A 21,078-nucleotide genomic window follows, 5' to 3' on the forward strand; every position below is an offset into this window, starting at 1 on the left:
CTAGTTCACCGGCTGATCGGCTCCGGGATCTCCCCACAGCTTGCGCACGAGTTCCCAGGGGTTCGCATACCGCCCCGGGTACCCGCGGTAGGGGGAGCGCAGTGTCAGGAAGATGCGGGCGGCCGGGACGGCCAGCGGCACGAGGTGACGCAGCGGGCCGATCTGTGCCCGCATCTGGTCGAGCAGTGCGGGGAAGGTGACACGTTGGAACGCCAGGGCGCGTTGAGCGTCGGAACTGTCCATCCAATCGGTGGCGAACCAGGACGAGTCGTCGTCGGGATCGCCCGTGCGGCCGGGCGGAATGCCGCCGATCAAGCCCAGCGCGGAGGCGGCACGCCGGGAGATCTCGCCCTGGGTCAGGCGGTGTGTTTCGTCGCCGCCGATCAAAAAGATCTTGCGGGATTCAGGGGTGATGACGGCGTTGGCGAACGCCGTGGCCACATCGCCGACGACGACGGACTGCAGGTGACCGTCGGTGGGCAGGATGGCCTCGAACGTCATCATCTCCTGGTCCACCCCGAGCGCCTGCCGTGCGCTGAGGACGCCACCGAGACGCAGGATGACCCAGTCGAGACCCGACGCCCGGAGCAGCGCTTCGGCCTCCACCTTGTGCCCGCCGTAGACGTCGACCGGATGGGTCGGCGTTTGCGGGGTGAGTAGGCCGGAGTGGCGATGAGGGTTGCGCGGACCGTACACGGCGATGCTCGACGCCAGCACGAATCGTGGAGGTTCGGGCAAGGCCGCGGCCGCGGAGGCCAGCAGGCCGACGGCGTCGACATTGATCCGGCGCGCCAACTCGGGTCGCGCATAGCAGAAGGGCGGGATCATGGCCGCAAGGTGGATGACCGCTTGCGGTTGCACCGAGGTCAACAGGTCCGACACCTGGTCGGATTCGGTCAGGTCGGCCCACCGGACGTCGACGGTCCCCGTTGACGCGGTCTCGAATGTGGCGAATCCGCCGGCCGTCTTCCGATTGCCAGGGGTGTCCAGATCGGTGGCCACCACGCGGTAACCACGCCGGCACATCGCCTCGACCACGGCCGATCCGACGAGGCCGCACGCACCGGTCACCACAACCGGATTCGACGAGTCGGTCATGGGGTGCCCGTGGTCACCGCGGCCACCACACCACCGTCGACGAGGAGGTCGGTGCCGGTGATGAACGATGCCGCCGGGCTCAGGAGGAAGGCTGCGGCGTCGGCGATGTCGGCGGCGGTCCCGATGCGTCCGGTGCCCGACATCTCGATGAACGAGCGCATGATTTCCCCGCTTGGTCCGCTGAGTTCGGCATTGCCCATCGACGTTCCGATGACACCGGGGCTGATCGCATTGACTCGTGCTCCGCGGCGGCCCCAGGCGACGCTCGCCGCGCGGACCCGGATCTGGTTGGCCTGTTGGCGATCCCGTACGCGGTGCCCGGATCGCCGATCGCCTCGGGCTGCAGGAAATCGAGTCCGAGTAGGTCGGCGGATGGGGTGTGCGCCAGTGCGCCGGCCTGTTCCGCGGTGACGGGCGGGAACAGATGCCCCGCCATGCTGGAGATCACCACGCCCGCACCGCCGTCGGCGATCACCGCACCGAAGGCATCCAGACTCAGCGCCACCCCCAACAGGTCGACCTGCAGAATCGCTTCGGTGGGCGCCTGCACCGGAGACAGACCCGCGGTGTGCACCACGTGCATCACCGGGCCCGACGCCGCGGCGTCGTCGGCGAGTGCTCCCAGCGAGTCGGCCGACGAGACGTCGACGTGGTGGCCGGTGGCCGTGAAGCCCTCGGCAGCGAGCGCATCCACACGGCGGTCGAGTGCCTCCTGGTCGAAGTCGGCGAGGATCAGATGGTGACCGGCGGCCTGTCGGCGCGCGATGGCCTCACCCATGCCGCCGGTCCCCACGATCACGATCACCTGACGCGTCACGATGTCTCCTGTCTCAACAGATGCGCGGAAGCTGTTCGCCGAGTTCACGTTCGATGACGCGTTCGGTGCCGAACGGGGTGCGTCCCACGACCATTCCGGGGTGTTCGTCGGTCACGATACCGCTGATGAACGCGTGCACCACCGCTTCCGGGGGATCTCGCTGAGCACCTGTCGTCACGCCGCGCGGCGGTCCGCGGTGGCGACGTCGGTCAGCAGGCCTCCGGGGTCCACGATCATGATCACCGGGCCCGACATCTCGGTCGCCCGGTCGATCACTTCGTCGATCTGGTCGGGGCAGGCCGGATCGGCGATGGCAACCCAGGTCCGGTCGTGCACGGCGGCGTCGACGTAGGGGAGTAGATCTCGGCTGCAGCTTCCCGTGACGACGAGGTGTTTGCCCGCCGAGAGCACCTGCCGGGCGACGGAGTGAGCGCGGACGCTGCCGTCCATCACGAGCAAGATCGTGTCGGCGTGCTGTGTGCACATGGTCATGACACCATCACAACTCCTGCGGCTGTCATCGTCGTGTGTCCCGACTGGCAGTCGGCTGGGTGATCATCCGACCGCAGGCGATAGGCTGTGCGCGATGAATCCGACGCCCGCCGATGACGATCGGTGCCCCTGCACCTCTGGGTCCACCTTCGGTGAGTGCTGCGGCCCGCTGCTGCGCGGTGAGCGTGACGCACCGACCGCCGAGGCGCTGATGCGGTCGCGGTTCACCGCATTCGCCGTGGGCAACCGCGATCACCTGCTGGCGAGTTGGCACCGCGACACCCGTCCCGCCGAACTCGACCTCGACGAATCGCTGCGCTGGTACCGGCTCGACATCGAATCATGCACTGGTGGAGGACTATCCGATACCAGAGGGACCGTTGCGTTCACCGCCTACTACCGGTCCGATGGCACTCGGGGAGCGCTGCACGAGACGAGCAGGTTCGTGCGGGAGCACGGCCGCTGGTCCTATCTCGACGGTGTCGTGGGCCCGCCTGCCTGACCACCCGGCGTACCCGACCATCAGGGTCAGGTCGCGGCGTCGACCGCGGCCTGTCGCTGCGACTCCTCCTCTTCTTCGGCGCGCAGGATGTTCAGCAGGCTGTGATGGTTGGACAAGAAGGCGGTGCCCGCACGCACGCCCCAGAAATACATGGTGAGTGAACCGAGCGCCACGACGATCGAATCCCAAGGCGCGGTGATGAACTCATGGCCTCCGAACGACCCGAGTGCCGACAGGGCATACACGAACACCAGGTAGGCGACGAGCCACAATCCCGCCGAGATGTCCCCCGGATCGCGCTCACCGCGCCAGTAGGTGATCACGAACCACACGCCGCCCACTGCGACGATCGGAATCGTCTTCCACAACTTGTCCCACGGTTCCCAGAAGATGACCAGTGAACTCACCATGAACGCCAGCGGCGCGATGACTCGCATACCCGGCAGCCGCGCCGATGCGTGTCCGAGCCCCACGTTGCGGAAGACGAACACCGAGACCGAACCGATCGAGAAGGTCAGTGCCGCCATCGCACTCATCACCTCGACGATGGCATGCCAGCTCGGCAACGGAAGCAGGAAGCCGATACCGACGACGAAATTGAGCATCAACGCCCGAACCGGCACTCCGCGCTGGTGGTCCACTTCCATCATCCAGCGGGGAAAGAAGCCGTTCTTGGCCAGTCCGTACACGTTTCGGCTGTTGGCGGCGGTGTAGACGATCCCCGATCCCGACGGTGACACCATCGAGTCGGCGATCAGCAACCAGTACAACCACGTGAAGCCGAGCAGTTGCGCGAGGTCGGCGAACGGCGAATCGAAGTTCACCCCGGACCACCCGTGCAGCAGCGTGCTGTCGGGGACCGCAACCAGAAACGCGACCTGCAGCGCGAGATACAGCACGATGGTGAAGAGGATCGTGACGATCATCGCCGGAGCGAGGTGCTTGCGCGGATTGCGCGCCTCCCCGGACAGCTCGATGATGTTCCGAAAACCGGTGTAGGCGAACACGAGTCCGGCGGTGGCGATCCCGCCGAGCGCCGCTCCCCAGCCGTATGGGGCGAACCCGCCGTGCGAGCCCACCGCATGGCGATGGTCGAAGCCACTCGCGATCAGACACGCCACCGTGATGAGGGGTATGCAGACCTTGACGGCGGTGACCACGTTGTTGGACTTGGCAAACACCGCCACACCGAAATAGTTGATCACCACGAAGACTGCCATCAGCGCGACGGCGAGCAGGATGCCCAACGTGGTCAACTTCTCGTCGGAGAACACCCCGGGCAGATAGGCCGACGCGTACTGCACGACACCGGAGGCCTCGGTCGGCGGATTGCCCACATAGGAGAGCCACATCGCCCAGCCGATGATGCTGGCGGTCATCCTGCCGTTGGTGTACAGCGGGTAGCGAACGAGACCACCGGACTCCGGCTTCACCAGGCCGAGTTCGGCAAAGACCAAGGCGATCAACAACATCAGGCCGCCACCGATGAGCCACGAGACGATCGCCGCCGGCCCCGCGGCCTGGGCGGCATACATCGCGGAGAACAGCCATCCCGACCCGATGACGCTGCCCACCCCGGCGGCGACGAGAGACCAGAAACCGAGATGGCGATGCAGTCGCCGGTCCTGGGAGGATGCGTAGTCCAACTGTTCGGTTCGTGAATCCATTCAATTCATTGTTGCGCGCAATCCGGTGTCGACAAGCCCGTTGTCGCGAATGTCGTCAATGTCGCGAAAGATGTGATGTGCGAGAAACATCGTCAGGCATTGCCGTGTCGAATGATCCAGTCGATGAGGGGACGGGTCTCGGTCCAGTCCGATCGCACCCGGTCGACCAATTCCGAGGAATGGATCACGGAATCGAAGCCGTAATCCCGCATGACGGTCAATGTCTTGTGCCGCAACAGCTCGATGCGCGGATGACCGGTGTCCCATCCGCGAGGCGCCGTCTTGAGCCGATCGCCGCCGAGCTCCCACCCGTGCGACGTCAGATCGTCCAGCGCCCGCTCGAGTTCGCGGCCCGACCGGTTCTGGTCGATGGCTCCACGAATCGCGGCGAGCCGAGCGGCCGACGCCTCGTAGAAGCCGGCGCCCACCCGCACTCCGGCGGCGCCGATCTGGATGTAGTAGCCCGTCGCCGGGGCCACCGCCACGTAGGCGCCCTGATGGGTCTTGTACGGCGACTTGTCGTGGGAGAAGCGCACATCCCGATACGGGCGGAACATCTTCGCCTCGCCGAAGTCATCCGCGAGCGCAGCGGTCAACTCCCGCATCGGTGCGGCGACGGCGTTGCGATAGACCTCCTTGTGGGCCTCCCAGAACACCTTGCTGTTGTCCATCTCCAGGTCGTCGTAGAAGTCGAGGGCGGCCTCGGGGAAACCTTCGAATCCCATCTGCCGAGCATACGGGTGTCGTCACGACGAGCGCTTCGTCCGTCCCGATCCGGGTATGCGACATCGGACCGACACCAAACCGTGTCCTCCGGATCGTTTGTGCAACGAATTTCGGCCGAGGCGGGCGAACCGGACACATGTGTGTGGCGTTCTCGACATAGTGGAGGAGAGGCATCCGACGCGGGTGTCCGGACCACGACGGAGGTATGAGATGGCACTCGACGACGACGACATCACCACATCCAGCGCGGGCGGTGAAGGTCCTGCCGACGGCGGTTCGAACCCCGGTGGGCACGACGGCGGGGCCGATGGCACCGCGAGTGCGGGTGAAGGTCCTGCCGACGGCGGGTCGAACCCCGGTGGGCATGACGGTGGTGCTGATGGCACCGCGAGTGCGGGTGAAGGTCCTGCCGACGGCGGGTCGAACCCCGATGGGCACGACGGCGGGGCCGACGGTACCGCCTGAGTCGCGATGCTGAGTCGTTGTATCGCGGTCGATTCCGACGAATTCGGCCGCGACTACTGGGGGCGGCGCCCCTTGCTCAGTCGTTCCGCCCGGCTTCCCCGCGACTTCGGCGATCTGCTCTCGGCCGCAACGGTCGATGAGCTGATCGCCGAACGCGGGGTGCGGGCGCCGTTCATCCGGATGGCTCGCGAGGGTGGGTTGCTGGCCCGCGACGACTACCTCGGGCCGGCCGGTCTGGGTGCCGAGATGCCCGATCAGGTCGACTCGGCCAAGGTGCTCGCGCAATTCGCCGCGGGCGCAACGATCGTGCTGCAAGGCCTGCACCGGTTGTGGCCGCCGGTGATCGAATTCGTGGGCGCCCTCGTCGACGACCTGGGCCACCCCGTGCAGGCGAACGCCTACATCACACCCCAGAGCAATCGCGGTTTCGACCCGCACTACGACGTCCACGACGTTTTCGTGTTGCAGACCGCCGGGCGCAAGCACTGGACGGTGCACCCGCCGGTGTTCACCGATCCGCTGCACGATCAGCCGTGGACCGACCACCGGGCGGCCATCGATGCCCGGGTGCGCGAGCGCCCCGTCATCGATACGGTGCTCGAACCGGGCGACGCCCTCTACCTGCCCCGGGGGTGGCTGCATTCGGCGAAGGCTCTCGGAGAGACGTCGATCCATCTCACGATCGGCGTTGCCGCGGTCACCGAGTTCGACGTGGTGACCGCCGTGATCGAGGAGATCGGGAAGTCCGTCCCCGAACTGCGTGCTGCATTGCGTATGACACCCGACCTCACCGATCACGACGAGGCGGCCGCCATCGCCGGCAAGACGTTGTCGGTTCTCGCCGACGTGCTGCGCGACCGTGGCCGGGAATTCGCCGACGCCGCCGCAGAGCGACTCTCCGCCCGATTCGCCAACCGCACACGGCCGACAGCCGTTCGACCCCTATCGACCGTCGATGCGATCGCTGCGCTCGACGCCGAGACTGCGGTGCGCTGGCGGCACGGCCTGATCGCGACGGTCACCGAGACCGGTGGTCGGGTGGAACTGCGCCTGCCCGACCGCACGATCGGATTCCCCGGCTTCTGTGCCGGTGCGGTGACGGCACTGCACTCCGGACAGCCGCACACCGCGGGCGCGTTGCCCGGCCTCGATGAGGCCGACGGCATGGTGCTGGTGCGTCGGCTGCTGCGCGAAGCGGTGATCGTCGTCGATCGCACCTCGTAGAGTTCGGAGATGACCGACCGCACCCCGTGTAGTGATCAGTCGCTGATCCGCGGCGACCCCATGTTCGGAACCGCCTCGCCCGGGACGGACTGGGTGTTCTTGGAGCTCAGCGGCGCTTGGGGGCCTTCGGCGTTCCTGGAATCGCCGCGCATCCTCGACACCGGCCTGGGCCGGGAGATCGTGCGACGGGTGGAGTCGGCCCGGATGCGGATCGTGGCGATCAGGCGGCCCGGCAAGCGGCCCGAAACCCCGCGGTGGCGGTGGTTCATCGCGTCGGCGACCCCGGGGTCCGAACGTGTCGTGGGTGGCGAGGTGGCCGGCCCTCGCGACTATCTCGACCTGGCGCTCGACGGGTCCGACGGCGCGCAGTCGGATACGCCGCTGGTGGTGGTGTGCGCACACGGCAAGCACGACCAGTGTTGCGCCGTGCGTGGGCGGCGCGCCGCTGTTGCGGTGGCGTCGATGTACCCCGATTGGACGTGGGAAAGCTCCCACCTCGGTGGTGACCGATTCGCCGCGACGATGCTGATCATGCCGCACGGCTTGAGCTACGGCCGCGTCGACACCGTTGCCGACCCGGCGACTCTGGTCGCCGACTACCTGGCGGGCAGGGTGAACGATTCCCGGCTGCGCGGCCGGACGTCGTTGGCCCCTGCGGTGCAGGCCGCCCAGCATTTCGCGCGGGAGCGCTTCGGCGACAACCGCCTCGACGCGTACCCCCCGCTCGAGATGGATTCACGTGACGGCCGGGTTGTGGTGGTGTTGGAGACGTCGGGGCAGCCGGTGGAGGTGATCGTCGATGAGGTGATGTCGGAGCCGCTGCTGTCCACGTGTGCGGCGCGCATTCCGGGTGCGGTGCGCCAGTTTTCGCTCGGATCGATCCGTACCATCGGGTAGGCGCCAGCCGGTATTTGTCAGGATGTAGAGATGTCGATGTTGAGCTACGAGGAGTTCGGCCGACGATTCTTCGAGGTGGCCGTCACCGAGGAGCGTGTGGCTGCGGCGTTGGCGCCCATCACCGGAGACTCCTTCGAGGTCGGCCCCATCCCGTCGGGGCCCCGCGGGATCGCCCGGGTGTCGGCTCGCGTCGACATCGACGACCTGCGCATCACGCGTGAGATCGGTGACCTGATCACCTTCACCGTCGACATACCGCTGGCCATCGGCCTGCACGTGGACCTGCGGGTCGACAGTGTGGTGTACGACGTGCGTGGACTGGTGACCTTACCCATGGTCGTGCACGCGGCCGAACCTCTGATGCTGCGCATCGACGTGGACCCGCCCTCTCCCGGTGACGTGATCGTCGGCGTCTCCTCCCGCAACCTGCGCGGGGAGATCATCCGCATGGTGGCCCAGGTCGACGACGAGATCCGGCGCTTCATCGCTGCCCACGTGGCCGATCAGATCTCAAGCCCGGAGACCCAGCAGGCACGCATCATCGACGTCGCCGCCGAACTCGGCAGGGCGTTCGAGTCGATGTAACCCGCCGCCGGTTGAGCCGCCCCCCGCTGGTTGAGCCGCCCCTTCGCTGGTTGAGCTCGTCGAAACCACCCCGCCGGCCGGTTGAGCCGCCCACCGCTGGTTGAGCCGCCCCCCGCTGGTTGAGCTTGTCGAAACCACCCCCCGCCGGTTGAGCCACCCCGCCCGCCGGTTGAGCCGCCCCCGCCGCTGGTTGAGCTTGTCGAAACCACCCCGCCGCTGGTTGAGCCGACCCGCCGCTGGTTGAGCCGACCCCCGCCGGCCGGTTGAGCCGCCCCCCGCTGGTTGAGCGTGTCGAAACCACTCCGCATTATCTGACCGATTTACGCCGTATTTACTATTCGGGCACGAGAACGAGATCGTTGCCCACCTAGAGTCAGACTCGCGTACACCGTCGGTGCGCATTGAACACTCGTGTGAAACTCTTCTTGTCATAGCGGAGGTCCCTCTCGTGCCACCTGAAGTCGATGACGCCATCACCACGATGTCGTCGGTCAACAACGAATTCTTCTACTGGGTGTCGATCGCCCTGATGATGCTCATCCATGCGGGGTTCCTCGCCTACGAGGTCGGCGCGTCGCGCTCCAAGAACGTTCTCGCCACGGCGATGAAGAATCTGCTGGCATTCGCGACGATCGTGGCGTCGTTCTACTTCGTCGGATGGTTCCTCTACAACGCAATGCCCAGTGGCTTCATCGAATTCAACGACGCCGCGAAGGCTGCACTGCCGTGGAGCGACAACATGGGCCCCAACGTGCAGGATTCGTCGAGTGGCATCTTCTGGGGTGCGTTCGCGCTGTTTGCCGCCACCACCGGTTCGATCATGTCCGGTGCTGTGCTGGAACGGATTCGGACGAGCGCGTTTCTGATCCTCACCGTCCTGGTGGGTTCGGTGGTCTGGATCATCGGCGCCGCGTGGGGCTGGCACGGTGCCGGGTGGATGCTCACCAAACTCGGGTTCCACGATGTGGGTGCGGCCGGATGTGTGCACACCATCGCGGGATTCGCGGCGCTCGGCATTTTGATCAACCTCGGTCCGCGCATCGGACGCTTCCGCCCGGACGGCTCGGCCGTGACGATCCGTCCGCACAACCTGCCCCTCACCATGGTCGGCCTGATGCTCATCTTCGCGGGCTTCTTCGGCTTCCTGATGGGCTGTGTGATCTACGGGCCGGGCGGCTACGCGACCATCTACGGAAGCCCGACAACCCTGTCGGCGTTCGCATTCAACACCCTGATGGGTCTGGCCGGTGGCATCATCGGCGCCTACATGACCTCGCGCGGTGAACCGTTCTGGACCATCTCCGGCGGGCTCGCGGGCGTGATCGGCGTCGCCTCCGGCATGGATCTCTACCACCCCGCACTGGGCTTCATCATCGCGCTCGTCGCCGGGGCACTCGTGCCCTACATCGGAAAACTGTTGGAGAAGTTCAAGATCGACGACGTGGTGGGCGCGGTGGCCGTCCACGGAGGCATCGGTCTGTACTCGGTGGTCATGGTGGGCATCTTCTTGGCCGGATACCCCAACACCGATGGCAACCCGAGCATCTCGTTCTGGGGCCAGATCGTCGGCGGGATCATCTTCGTCGCCCTTGGCTTCATCCCGGCGTATCTGGTTTCGCTGGCGCTGAAGAAGATCGGCATGCTGCGGATTCCGGCCGAAGTCGAAGAGCACGGCCTGGATCTGACCGAGGTCCCTGCAACGCCGTACCCGGAGGGTATCCCGGTGACCATGATGCGTACGGAGAAAGCAATTCTGATCGCCGAGGAGGCACGCTGAGATGTTCAGTCCGATCGACTCATATGACAATGCCGATGTGGTGTTCACGTTCGGCGGCAACTCGGTGGGCGTGTGGGTGGTGTTCATCCTGGCCGTGGTTCTGTTCATCGCCTTCTTCGCGCGCATGATCACCCACGAGAACCACGCCTACAAGGCGATCATCGAGCACACCCCGGTCGAGCCGGGGCCCGCAGCCGAGGGCGAACCGCCGGTGTACTGACGGGTTCCGGCGCGGCGCCGCTCGGGACACGCACGCGGCCGACTCCCGATCAGTCCTCGTACGAACTCAGCGAGGACGGTCGGGAGTCGACCGGTGTGATCTGTGTGCGTGGACGATCGCTCATGTGCCAGTGCAGGATTGCCCCCTCGGTCAGAACCGTGTGCGCCATCACCAGGTTGCGGTGTGAGTCCGGGGCTGCGTCGCGCGGGGTCGAGACCGTGATCGCGTCGACAAACGGTCGGCTGCTCGAATTGCGGGGTGCATCCATCACCAGGTCGCGGCCATTCGCGAGGTGAATGATGCTGCGGCGCATCAACGGTGAACCCAGGACCCATTCGGGACGGCCGGGGCAGTGTGGGTAGAAGCCCAACGCGCTCAGCACGTACCAGGCGGCCATCTCGCCGTTGTCCTCGTCGCCGGGAAATGCGGTCGGGGAGTACATGGTGTCGAGCACGCGGCGCACCTCCTGTTGAGTACGCCACGGTCTGCCGGCCGCGAGGTAGAGGTAGAGGGCGTTGTGCACCGGCTGATTGGAGTGGGCGTACTGACCGTGGTCGGCCATCGCCATTTCCGTCATCTCGTGGATCTCGGCGCCGTAGTCGCCGACCTCGAAACGGGGCGGCGTGGTGAGCATCTGGTCGAGTGTGCCGGCCATGGTGGCGGCGCCTCCGAACAGTGTGGCCAGTCCGGCCGGATCGTGCGGCACGGCCCACGAACTCTGCCAGGCACCTCCTTCGCAGTAGGGTCCGCCCCACTCGAACGGGTTGAACGGCGTGCGCCACGATCCGTCGGCGTCGCGGGCACGCATGAAGCCGACTCCGGGGTCGAACACATGGCGGTAATTCCTGGCCCTCTGCAACATACGGGCGCGGGTAGTGTTGTCGCCCAGATGATCTGCGACCACGGCGATGGCCCAGTCGTCATAGGCGTAGTCGAGTGTTTCGGCGACCGATTTCCCGAATGTGCGGTAGCCGTGCTGCAGGTAGTCCTCGATGCCGCGACGCCCTGCGCCGGGCGGTGCGCCCTCACCCGCCGGTGTATCCGCATGCCGCAGCATCAGTCGGTACGCGGTTTCGACATCGAAGCCGTTCACGCCCTTGGCCACCGCGTCGGCGACGATCGCATCCAGATGGGTGCCCGGCATCGACGTCCGGTGCCCGGGAGACGGCCATTGTGGCAGCCACCCACTTTCGATTCCGGCGTGCACGAATCCCTGGAGGACCTCGCCCACGAACCCCGGATCCAGCAGCGTGAGGAGGGGGAACTGGGTCCGGTAGGTGTCCCAGGTACCGGTGTCGGCGAACAGGACGCCGGGGTGGACGCCGCCGTCGTACGGGCTGTAGTGGACGGTGCGCCCGTGGGCGTCGACCTCGTGGAGCGCACGGGGGAAGAGCTTGGTGCGATACAGGCACGAGGCGAACGTCGCGATGGTGGTGTCGGGATCGGACGCGGCGTCGTCGAACGGTTCCACCTCCAGCTGGTCGAGCACGAGATCCCATGCGGCGGCCGCATCGGCGGCGATCCGGTCGGGGTCACGCGTGCCGAGTTCTCGCTGCAGGGTGACTGCGGCCTGCTCGGCGCTGATGAACGAGGTGGCGATGCGCACGGTCACCTCCGTGACGGTGTTGCCGAGGTCGGCGACCACGCCTAGGCCCTCACCGGTGTCCGGCGTCCGTGGCGTCCCGACGGCATCGTCGCGAAAGGTGTTCCAGTCGAGCACATCACGGTCGATCACGGCGACGAAGTGGTGAGCGAAACCATCGGGCACCCCACCGGAGTTGCCGCGGGTGTATCCGAGGATGGTTCGCCGTCGGGTCGTACTTGAATGTGGCTTTCACCTCGCGTGCATTCGAGGATGATCCTGGCGTCGCAGCCGGCAGGAAACCGGAAACGCATGATCGCGCAGCGCGCGGTGGGTGCGACGTCCACCCGAATGCCGTCGGCCACCAGGTCGAGGGACATACGGTGTGGGGCAACGACGGAACGGTCCCGTCGCCAGGCGGTGGCGCGGCGGTGCGCGGAGAGGCGTGGTGGTCCCGTCTGCGGGAGCACGGCGAACGATCCGTAGTCGCCCATCCACGGACTGGGCTGGTGGGTGCACCGCACCCCTTGGAGCTTCGGATTGTGCGGGTTGAACATCCACCCGCCGTGGCGCTGCGTCTGCAGTGTCCAGTGCGCCATCCCGAACGGCAGCGACGTGATCGGCAGCGTGTTGCCTGTCGACACTTCCGGAATGCTGTCGGTTCCCTGGAAGGGGTTGACGTGATCGCGCAGGGCCATACCTCTACGCTCTAACACGTCGCACCCCGGGTGCGTGAACGACGCGCAACAGGAAGTCGAGACCAGATGAGCACGAGCGCCACCACCTTGCCTTTCCTGCTGCTCTCCGTCCGCGCCGAACCCGAGGCGGCCGACGACGAGGAGCGCTCGGTGAGTCGACTCGGCGGACTCACGCAGAACGAGTTGGTCACCGTCAATCTGACGCGGCGCCCACTCGGGGCGGTCGACCTCGACGACTGGTCGGGAATCATCCTCGGCGGCGGGCCGTACAACGTGAGTGATCCCGCGGACTCGAGATCGGCAACTCAGGAGCGCGTCGAAAACGAGCTCCTCGACCTTGTCGGCCGGATCGTCGACGCCGACTTCCCCTTCCTCGGATGCTGTTACGGGGTCGGGACGCTGGGCTCGGTGATCGGTGCCACGATCGACCGCACCTATCCCGAACCCGTCGGATCCATGTGCGTGACGCTGACCGACGCCGGCCGGCGAGATGCGCTGTTCGTCGATGTACCCGACACCTTTGATGCCTATGGGGGACACAAGGAGTCGGCAGCAGCGCTGCCCGACACCGCCGTTCACCTCGCGTCCTCACCCGGCTGCCCCGTGCAGGCGTTCCGGGTCGGCGACAACGTCTACGCAACGCAGTTCCACCCGGAGCTCGATGCCGACGGGCTATCGACGAGGGTCGACGTGTATCGCCATTTCGGCTATTTCGAACCGCACGAAGCCGAGTCCATCAAGGCCGCGGCCCGCGAACTCGATGCCAGGCACGCGCCGGCGATCCTTCGCCGTTTCGTCGAGCGTTACCGGCGCGCCGCAGGGTAGTTCTGCGTCTGCGGTCTGATCAGCCGGCTCCACCGATCACCGAGTAGCGGCCCGCCGTTGCGCCGTCCTCGGATGCGGCCACTACGGTAATGATCGCGCCGTACGGCGCACGCCATTGTGAGTGCCGACGTTCGAGCTCCGATGTCGGGATCTCCGCCGAGGCCGACCAGGTGGATCCGCTGCGGTCCACCGGCACCCCGATCCCGTTGACGAACACCTGCAGCAGATGCGCAGTCGTGGAACCCGACACGACGATCCTCGACACCGGGTTCGTTGCTGTCGGGGTTGCCGTCACCGGATTCGCCGGCACAGTTGTGCCCGTATGTAAGGACACCTCCACGGTCAGCTCCGGTGTCCGAACCCCGGTCACTGTGCCGACCCGCATGAGCGGCGGCAACTCGGGGGTCGAGGCCGGGGCGTGCCGTCGGCGCGCGGCTTGCTCGTAGGCCCAACCGCAGGCCAGCAGGGTGTTGTCGTCGTACGCGCGGCCGGCAAACGTCACGTTCACCGGCATGCCGATGTCGCGCATCGTACCCATGGGCAAGTTCACGGTCGGGATGCCGTAGTGCCGGATCATGGTGTTGCCGGTGGACACCCACACGCCGTTGGCCATCGCCCTCGCGTGTGCGTCGGGGTCGGTATCCGCGTCGGCGGCGCCGACGTCGAGCGCCGACGGGAACACCAGTGCGTCCAAGCCGAGGTCGTCGAGCCACTGCTCGAAATCCACCCGACGCAGTTCCTCGAGGCCGCGCACGCCCGCGGCCAGGTCGGGGATTTCCTCGAGCGTCGGAATACCGCGCGCGGCGCGGGCGGGGTATTCGCTGATGTCGAGGTTGTAGCGCGCATAGTATCCGTCGAGTTCGTCCGGGATGGCGCCATCGGGCAGCGGGAAGATGAGGTCACCGTCGACGTCGGCGAGCCGATGCAACGCCGGATCGCCGGTGGCCTGCAGATAGTCATCCCACGACCACATCGTCAGATCCCACATCTCGGCGTCGAAGTAGCCCGCGGGCAGTATCCCGCGCGCATAGCCGTCACGGGCGCCGGGACGATCGAGTTCGTAGTTGGTCAGGGCGGGGAAGTCGACGTCGATCACCTCGGCGCCGGCGTTGACCAGATCGGCACGCGCGCGGTTCCACAACTCGATCACCGACGGTCGCGGTGTGATCGGCCACCCGGCGTGCGGGTCCTGGCCGAGAATGATCCGCGGCACACCGAAACGTTTGCCACGCAGCGCATCCGGGTCACGCAGCGACAGATACGACGACGGCCGCACCGTCGATGCCGTGGGGAGCGTTACCCACGGCTGGGTGCGCCAGAAATCGCCGCGCGTGTCGGGATCGTCGGCCACGAGAACGTCGAGCAGGGTCAGCATGTCGTCGACGGTGCGGGTGTGCGGCACCACCACATCCATCGTGGGGGTCAGTGGCCAGTTGCCGCGCACCGAGATCACCCCGCGCGATGGGGTGTAGGCCACCAACGCGTTGTTCGACGCCGGCGAACGTCCACTCGACCACGTTTCCTCACCGAGGCCGAAGGCGGCCATGCTCGTCGCGGTCGCCACGCCCGAACCGTTCGACGATCCCGACAGGTATGCAGCCGCGAGATAGTTCCGGTTGTAGGGACTTTCGGCACGTCCGTATACCCCGCGTTGCATACCGCCGTTGGCCATCGGGGGCATGTTGGTCAGACCCAGACAGATCGCGCCCGCCGCACGCAGGCGTTCGATGGCGAAGGCGTCCGACCCGGCCACCAGATCGGCGAACGCCGGCGAGCCGGACGCCACGGTCATTCCGCGAATGCGGTAGCTGTCTTTGGCGGTGTATGGGATTCCGTCCAGCGGGCCGCGCGTCTCACCGCGAGCGCGGCGCTCATCCGAGGCGCGGGCCTCGACGAACATGTCGGGGTTCAGCACGGGAATCGCGTTGAGCGCCAAGCCGTGCCGGTCGTAATAGGCGATGCGGTTGAGGTATCCGGCGACGAGTTCCACACTTGTGACCGCGCCACTCGACAGTGCCGCACCCAGTTCGGCGATGGAGGCTTCGACCAGGGGTGGGGTTGTGGTGGTGCCGGTCATGAGTGGTTCTCGACTGCGGGTTGCTGCTGTGTGATGCAGTGGATGCCACCCCCGCGGGCGAGGATCTCGCGAGCGTCGATGCTCACCACGCTGCGACCCGGGTAGGCGGCGGACAGGATGTCGGCGGCCCGCGCATCGGCCTCCGGTTCACCGTAACCGCAGGCGATCACGCCGTCGTTGACCACGAGATGGTTGATGTAGCTGTAGTCGACGAAGCCCTCGGAATCCCGGATGGTCTGCGGTGCGGGGAGATCGATGATGTTCCAGGAGCGACCCGCGGCGTCGGTGGTGGTCGCCAGGAAGTCGCGCAGTTCCCGGGTGACGGCGTGATCGGGATGGTCGGGGTTCGCCTGGTGGTGCAGGAGAAGGGTTCCGGGGGAGGGGATGGTGGCAACCATGTCGACGTGGCCGCGGGTACCGAAACGTTCGTAGTCGCGGGTCAATCCGCGTGGCAGCCAGATCACCTTGCGGGCGCCGATGGTGCGTTCGAGTTCGGCCTCGACGGTCTCGCGGGTGGCGTACGGATTGCGTCCGGGATCGAGTTGCACGGTCTCGGTGACCAGGACGGTGCCTTCGCCGTCGACGTGGATGGCGCCGCCCTCCTGGACGAGCATCGAACTGACCACGGGCACCCCGGCCTGCCCGGCGACGAAACGACCGATCCGGCGGTCGTTGTCCCATTCGGCCCATTCCTGGGCGCCCCAGCCGTTGAAGGTCCAGGTGACCGCGGCGAGGTGACCCGAGTCGTCGGTGACAAAGGTCGGTCCGATGTCGCGCATCCAGGCGTCGTCGAGTGGGGCCTCGACGATGTCGACCGCGCCCGCGAGCAGGCCCCGGGCGCGCGCCATCTCCGTCGGATCGACGACCACGGTGACCGGCTCGAAATCGACGACGGTGTTGGCCACCTCGCTCCACGCCGCATACGCGGTGTCGGCGTCGGCGGCGCTCTCGGCCAGTGTGGTGTTGATCCGGGGGAAGGCCATCCACACGCGGTCGTGCCGAGCGGTCTCGGCGGGCATTCTCCAGGCCATCGGGCTACCTCTCTGAGTTATTGATCAGATAATCAATAACTAAGACCGTAGGTTGGTTGGCGCCCGTCGTCAAGGGTTACGGAAGAGATATTGATTCGGCGATCAATAGTCCTTGACGTGATGACCACCCCGCGTGATGATCGCTGATGTGACGGTGTCAGGGAGTAGGCGAGACGAGTGGGCCGCGCAATCGCGAGGTCTCCGGCGGTCATGAGCGGCGGGTCGGGCGGGTCGCGTGTCCGTGCGCCACGCAAGTCGCCGGCCGAACGTGCCCACGAGATCCGTTCGGCGGCTTGTGAAGTCGCCCTGTCGCAGGGGCTTCCCACGTTGACGCTGCGCTCCATCGGAGCCCATGTGGGCGTCGCGCCGGCGCTGGTCGCGCACTACGAACCCAACATGGAAGACCTGATCGCGACGACGTTCGCGGCGATCGCCGGGACCGAGGTCGCCGAGATCGGCGACCTCCTCGGATCGGAATCTACGCCCACGGACAAGTTGCGCCGACTCATCGCAACGCTCACCGAACCGGGCCGTGACGAGGTCACCGTCGTCTGGGCCGATGCGTTCAGTCTCGGGCGTACCAACGAGCCGTTGGCCGCGGCCGTACGTGCCGCGATGGACGAGTGGCAACTGTTGGTGGCCGAATTGATCGGCGAGGGAATCACCGCAGGCGAGTTCACAACCGACGACGCTGCCGACGTCGCCTGGCAGTTCCTCGGCATGATCGACGGGGTGAACTCACACGCCCTGGTGCACTATGCGCCCACCGCCGACCGGGGTCGGCTGGTACGACGAGCGATGGAGAACGAACTCGGGCTGACGCGGGGGACGTTGCAGTAGGGCCATCGTGATCTCGTGATGTGGCGGAGCAGCCGACGACGGCGATCAGAGACGGAATCAACCGAGCTGGTGCAGTCCGATCGCGAGCACGACTCCGATTGCGGTCGCGAACCCGGTGGCATAGCTCTCTTCTTTGAATGCTTTCGGGAAGACCTCGGTGGCCAAGGACGCGACTACCGCGCCGCCGGCCACGCACCGCACCAGCGACAGGACCTGCGTCGGCACGCCACTCAAGAGCAGGTTTCCGATCAGCGCGGCGGCAGAGAGCAACAGTGCGGTCGCCGTCCACAGTCCCAGCACCTTGGCGTTGGAACGCCCCTTGGCCATTTCCTGCGCGCCGCCCGCGGCTTCGGGCAGGTTGGAAAGAAAGATCGAGCCCGATAGCGAGGCCACCTGTAACGGGCCGGCGCCGATGAGTGCGACACCGAGCGCGAGGTTTTCCGGAATTCCGTCAAGTGTGATGGCCGCGAGCAGACCGCCGCCGCTGTCGGCCCCGAGCTTTCGTTTCACGACCTTGTCGAGGAGAACGAACATGCCGGCCCCAGCCAGGGTGGATAGGCCGACAGCCCAGAAGGGTGCCACGTTTGTGGCCGGGTCGATGAGTTCGAGCACGCTGGACACGATCAGCGCTCCACCCGCGAGGGCGACAATGAAACCTTCCAGCTTGGTGGGCAACCGGCCGTACACACCCCAAGCCGCGCCCAGGACGAGTGCAGCCGACACCACCACGATCACGGCGACGGTCAACAGCATGGGCTCCTCCTGGACTTGGTTTCCTGGAGTTGTTGTCGCGTACGCGAACCGCCATCATCGACGCCCCCGGGTATCGACGTCGGCCGCGGAGAATCTCGAGCAGGAACTCCCTTACAGCGTAGGACTCTGCCAGGGATCTAGGCCAACCCTGTCGTCTGTCAACCCCGTCATTCTGGCGAGAACCGCTGCGCCTCTGCTGGTTTCACGTCAGCTGAGTTCAACGCACGTCAAAGAGTCGCAGCGCAGGCGGTAGTCAAACGGTGGTCAGTCGTTGGTTAGTCGAACGGGTTGTCGAGCTGCACGAGTTTCGTTCCAATTCGTCGCCCGGGGTACCGCATGCCTACCGCAAGTCGGGTTCGTCGCATGGCGCTGTCGTAGTCCCGTGTGATAGCGAAATCCCGTTGCATTCGAACCGCAATCGAGAGCAGGGTGACGGCTATGTCGTCACTCGATCTGCCACGTATCTACACCATCCGCGAAAGTGGTCACCGCATTCACAACCCGTTCACTCCGGAAAAGCTCGACACCCTCGGCCGAGTACTACGACTCGAACCCGGAACCCGAGTGCTCGACCTCGCCAGCGGGTCGGGTGAAATGTTGTGCACCTGGGCTCGCGATCTCGGCATCACCGGAACCGGAGTGGACATCAGCGCGATGTTCACCGAGCAGGCACGGGCACGCGCCGTCGAGCTCGGCGTCGTCGATCTGGTGACCTTCGTTCACGACGACGCCGCCGGTTTCGTTTCCGACGAACCGGTCGACGTCGCTGCGTGTCTCGGCGCCACCTGGATCGGAAACGGGGTGGCCGGCACCGCCGAACTGCTCGGACGAAGCCTGCGATCCGACGGGATCATGCTCATCGGCGAACCGTACTGGCGGCGGTCGCCGAGCGAGGAGGCAGCGCGAGGCAGTGGTGCCGCCAGTGCATCCGACTTCCGGCTGCTGCCGGAGCTGATCGAGGAGTTCGGTGCACTGGGCTACGACACCGTGGAGATGGTGCTGGCCGACGAGGGCAGCTGGGATCGGTATGTGGCCGCGCAATGGCTCACGATGCGTCGCTGGCTCGACGCACACCCCGACGACGAGATGTATGCAGAGGTACGCGAAGAACTCACCACCGAACCTGGAAAGTACGCGCGGTACGGCCGCGAATACCTCGGGTGGGGCGTCTTTGCACTGATCGCGCGATGACTTCTCGGTGGCCGTCGACGGCTCGGGTCGGCCGGCGCCGACAGCAGAAAACCCCGCCGATCAGGGTTTCTCGTGGTGCCCTCGGTGAGACTCGAACTCTGAACGTGTTTCGGGGTGCTGCGGCGATGCGCCGGATAGGTGTTGTGACCTGTGGTGACTCATCTTGCCATTTGATTCGTGCTCAATCCGATTCGCGGTCGTTTGTTGTCGATCTGTTGTCACGGCGCGGGCGGCGCAGTCGTCTACGAGGCAGCACGAAAGCGCTGGGCGGGTGAGTCGACGGCTGGCTGGCGGCGACCTCAACCTCGAGGGCCACCGATGACACGATGACCATAACTGCGGTGATCGCGAAGACCATCGCGAAGATCGCCCACCCGTTTAGGTTCATGAGTCCGGGGTGGCCCTGTGGCAGGACTTCCGGATGCAGGCGGCGGAACACGGCGCTGCCGAGGAACAGGCCAACCGAAAGTGCTGCGAATGCTGGCACCAACGCGCGCAGGGTCCGACCGACGGTTCCCCATCGTGTGGAGCCGCGAGGGAAGTTGCCCCATTCTCGGAACGGCTCGGGCCGGTAGACGGTCCCGGTTCGGTAGAAGCGCCTGACGATCGACGCCCGCTGTGTCAGTGACCATTCCAACGAGGTGAAGACGGGCATGAACAGAATCGGTCCGATCACCACTGCCATTATCGCGAACGGGCCGTCGTCGCCGGTGAAGACTCCGAACACCTCACTCGGCGGCGTGGGTTGTGACCTGCTGAGGCGTTCGGCGAGTACGTAGCTCGACTGGGCGGATGTTGCGACCATCCCTGCCCAGACGAGCCACGGCCACGTGAATCTCCACCACCCGCACACCTGTCGGGCCAGGATCCGGGCGAGTACCCAGCGGTGCAGATCGTCGAGCGCCGCGCGCTGCGGTGACTCAGTCGACTCGGCTGCCTCCCGTAACAGTTCTTCCTGTCGGCGAAGACGGGCCGTCGTGGTCGCGCTGACGATCAGGGCGATGAGCGCGGCGCTTCCGGCGAGGAATGGGCCAATCTTGAGGGTCACATCGAGCATCCTCTACGAGTACCGCAAGCAGCGAGGTTGTCCGAGCGATGCCGCGGCTTTTCGTTCAGTAGTGGTGGCGTGGATGATCAATCGCCTGGGTGCAAGGTTTCCAGCGCCGGCCTTGCACTGTGTCGGCCAGGATCACGAGAATATTCCTGATTCTCCGAATCCGCCCGATTGACTTCGCGCAAATGCCGCCATGTATCCGCGCGTGGCATTATTGGGATACGAAACTAACCGGAACTCGTGTCCATAGTTATCGACCTTCACGGTTTGACCGAAATCGAAATCTATTTCGAAGTGATAGTGAACATCGGAGTTGTTAGAAATAGTTGTTACGGCTACAAGTCCAACGGTCTCGTTCTTTGACAGTGTTGGCAGGTCCCCGATAACCAGTCCAGGCAGTTCTAGAGCCAGTTCCTTGTTGTGATCGTCAGTCGATCTCGCAGCCCACAGGGTGATGTTGGTTGAACCGTCCTGGGTCTGGTGGAGACCGTGATCTCACCAGGAGAATACGGATATGGGAGCACCACGGAAGTTCGACCAGGAGACCCGTGAGCGGG

At 65.9% G+C, this 21,078-nt stretch carries 21 protein-coding genes and 1 pseudogene; 10 read left to right on the forward strand and 12 right to left on the reverse strand.

Annotation, left to right across the window (positions count from 1 at the left end):
- The 4 genes and pseudogenes from ACWDSI_RS12225 to ACWDSI_RS12240 all read right to left on the reverse strand — a co-directional run bounded on the left by ACWDSI_RS12225 (position 1) and on the right by ACWDSI_RS12240 (position 2,407).
- The gene (locus tag ACWDSI_RS12225) at positions 1-1,098 is read right to left on the reverse strand and encodes an NAD-dependent epimerase/dehydratase family protein (protein ID WP_449756684.1); all 1,098 of its coding nucleotides are present in this window, start codon (positions 1,096-1,098) and stop codon (positions 1-3) included.
- Positions 1,095-1,915 (reverse strand): annotated as a pseudogene (locus ACWDSI_RS12230) (SDR family oxidoreductase). Before ACWDSI_RS12230 ends, ACWDSI_RS12225 begins: the two are co-directional and overlap by 4 nt.
- A gap of 13 nt (positions 1,916-1,928) precedes the next feature.
- Positions 1,929-2,093, reverse strand: coding sequence for a hypothetical protein (locus ACWDSI_RS12235; protein ID WP_449756685.1), 165 nt, complete (start codon positions 2,091-2,093; stop codon positions 1,929-1,931).
- A complete protein-coding gene (locus ACWDSI_RS12240) occupies positions 2,090-2,407 on the reverse strand; it encodes a hypothetical protein (protein ID WP_449756686.1) in 318 nt (105 codons plus the stop codon). Before ACWDSI_RS12240 ends, ACWDSI_RS12235 begins: the two co-directional genes overlap by 4 nt.
- 94 nt (positions 2,408-2,501) lie before the next feature.
- Between ACWDSI_RS12240 and ACWDSI_RS12245 the strand changes: the two genes are divergently transcribed.
- The gene (locus ACWDSI_RS12245) at positions 2,502-2,909 is read left to right on the forward strand and encodes a YchJ family protein (protein WP_449756687.1); all 408 of its coding nucleotides are present in this window, start codon (positions 2,502-2,504) and stop codon (positions 2,907-2,909) included.
- 26 nt (positions 2,910-2,935) lie between these two features.
- Here ACWDSI_RS12245 and ACWDSI_RS12250 read toward each other — a convergent pair whose 3' ends face one another.
- Together ACWDSI_RS12250 and ACWDSI_RS12255 are read right to left on the reverse strand one after the other, a co-directional pair.
- Positions 2,936-4,576 (reverse strand): APC family permease, encoded by a 1,641-nt coding sequence (locus ACWDSI_RS12250; RefSeq protein ID WP_449756688.1) that lies wholly within the window; start codon positions 4,574-4,576, stop codon positions 2,936-2,938.
- A gap of 92 nt (positions 4,577-4,668) precedes the next feature.
- Positions 4,669-5,301: a DUF2461 domain-containing protein gene (locus ACWDSI_RS12255; RefSeq protein WP_449747048.1), complete on the reverse strand. Its 633-nt coding sequence runs from the start codon at positions 5,299-5,301 to the stop codon at positions 4,669-4,671.
- A gap of 211 nt (positions 5,302-5,512) precedes the next feature.
- Between ACWDSI_RS12255 and ACWDSI_RS12260 the strand changes: the two genes are divergently transcribed.
- The 6 genes from ACWDSI_RS12260 (at position 5,513) to ACWDSI_RS12285 (ending at position 10,470) form a co-directional block, all read left to right on the forward strand.
- Complete coding sequence (locus ACWDSI_RS12260; RefSeq protein WP_449747047.1) at positions 5,513-5,767, forward strand: BatC protein; 255 nt, start codon at positions 5,513-5,515, stop codon at positions 5,765-5,767.
- Between the two features lie 6 nt (positions 5,768-5,773).
- A complete protein-coding gene (locus tag ACWDSI_RS12265; RefSeq protein ID WP_449756689.1) occupies positions 5,774-6,991 on the forward strand; it encodes a cupin domain-containing protein in 1,218 nt (405 codons plus the stop codon).
- Positions 6,992-7,000: 9 nt separating this feature from the next.
- Positions 7,001-7,888, forward strand: a complete 888-nt coding sequence (locus tag ACWDSI_RS12270; protein ID WP_449756690.1) for a sucrase ferredoxin — start codon at positions 7,001-7,003, stop codon at positions 7,886-7,888.
- A 30-nt stretch (positions 7,889-7,918) separates the two neighbouring features.
- Positions 7,919-8,473 carry a hypothetical protein gene (locus ACWDSI_RS12275; protein WP_449756691.1) on the forward strand — a complete coding sequence of 185 codons (555 nt, stop codon included), beginning with the start codon at positions 7,919-7,921 and terminating at the stop codon, positions 8,471-8,473.
- A gap of 448 nt (positions 8,474-8,921) precedes the next feature.
- Positions 8,922-10,250 (forward strand): ammonium transporter, encoded by a 1,329-nt coding sequence (locus tag ACWDSI_RS12280; RefSeq protein ID WP_449747043.1) that lies wholly within the window; start codon positions 8,922-8,924, stop codon positions 10,248-10,250.
- 1 nt (position 10,251) lies between these two features.
- Positions 10,252-10,470, forward strand: a complete 219-nt coding sequence (locus tag ACWDSI_RS12285) for a hypothetical protein (protein WP_449756692.1) — start codon at positions 10,252-10,254, stop codon at positions 10,468-10,470.
- Between the two features lie 49 nt (positions 10,471-10,519).
- On the opposite strand, the gene ACWDSI_RS12290 is transcribed toward ACWDSI_RS12285, so the two are convergent.
- Positions 10,520-12,238, reverse strand: coding sequence for a GH92 family glycosyl hydrolase (locus ACWDSI_RS12290; RefSeq protein ID WP_449756693.1), 1,719 nt, complete (start codon positions 12,236-12,238; stop codon positions 10,520-10,522).
- Entirely contained in the window at positions 12,202-12,750 is a 549-nt protein-coding gene (locus ACWDSI_RS12295) for a hypothetical protein (protein ID WP_449756694.1), read from the reverse strand. The genes ACWDSI_RS12290 and ACWDSI_RS12295 overlap by 37 nt, the downstream gene beginning before the upstream one ends.
- Positions 12,751-12,816: 66 nt before the next feature.
- On the opposite strand from ACWDSI_RS12295, the gene ACWDSI_RS12300 reads away from it, so the two are divergent.
- Positions 12,817-13,575 carry a glutamine amidotransferase gene (locus tag ACWDSI_RS12300; RefSeq protein ID WP_449747040.1) on the forward strand — a complete coding sequence of 253 codons (759 nt, stop codon included), beginning with the start codon at positions 12,817-12,819 and terminating at the stop codon, positions 13,573-13,575.
- Positions 13,576-13,594: 19 nt separating this feature from the next.
- Here ACWDSI_RS12300 and ACWDSI_RS12305 read toward each other — a convergent pair whose 3' ends face one another.
- Both ACWDSI_RS12305 and ACWDSI_RS12310 read right to left on the reverse strand, forming a co-directional pair.
- Positions 13,595-15,652, reverse strand: coding sequence for an amidase (locus tag ACWDSI_RS12305; protein WP_449756695.1), 2,058 nt, complete (start codon positions 15,650-15,652; stop codon positions 13,595-13,597).
- Positions 15,649-16,683 (reverse strand): agmatine deiminase family protein, encoded by a 1,035-nt coding sequence (locus ACWDSI_RS12310; protein ID WP_449756696.1) that lies wholly within the window; start codon positions 16,681-16,683, stop codon positions 15,649-15,651. Before ACWDSI_RS12310 ends, ACWDSI_RS12305 begins: the two co-directional genes overlap by 4 nt.
- A gap of 210 nt (positions 16,684-16,893) precedes the next feature.
- Between ACWDSI_RS12310 and ACWDSI_RS12315 the strand changes: the two genes are divergently transcribed.
- The gene (locus ACWDSI_RS12315; RefSeq protein ID WP_449756697.1) at positions 16,894-17,523 is read left to right on the forward strand and encodes a TetR/AcrR family transcriptional regulator; all 630 of its coding nucleotides are present in this window, start codon (positions 16,894-16,896) and stop codon (positions 17,521-17,523) included.
- Between the two features lie 57 nt (positions 17,524-17,580).
- Here ACWDSI_RS12315 and ACWDSI_RS12320 read toward each other — a convergent pair whose 3' ends face one another.
- Positions 17,581-18,276: a ZIP family metal transporter gene (locus ACWDSI_RS12320; protein WP_449756698.1), complete on the reverse strand. Its 696-nt coding sequence runs from the start codon at positions 18,274-18,276 to the stop codon at positions 17,581-17,583.
- A 438-nt stretch (positions 18,277-18,714) separates the two neighbouring features.
- On the opposite strand from ACWDSI_RS12320, the gene ACWDSI_RS12325 reads away from it, so the two are divergent.
- On the forward strand, positions 18,715-19,467 hold the full coding sequence (locus tag ACWDSI_RS12325; RefSeq protein WP_449756699.1) for an SAM-dependent methyltransferase: 753 nt from the start codon (positions 18,715-18,717) through the stop codon (positions 19,465-19,467).
- Between the two features lie 181 nt (positions 19,468-19,648).
- On the opposite strand, the gene ACWDSI_RS12330 is transcribed toward ACWDSI_RS12325, so the two are convergent.
- A complete protein-coding gene (locus ACWDSI_RS12330; RefSeq protein ID WP_449756700.1) occupies positions 19,649-20,515 on the reverse strand; it encodes a hypothetical protein in 867 nt (288 codons plus the stop codon).
- Between the last annotated feature and the right edge of the window lie 563 nt (positions 20,516-21,078).

The sequence above is a fragment of the Gordonia sp. NPDC003429 genome (genome assembly GCF_053588575.1).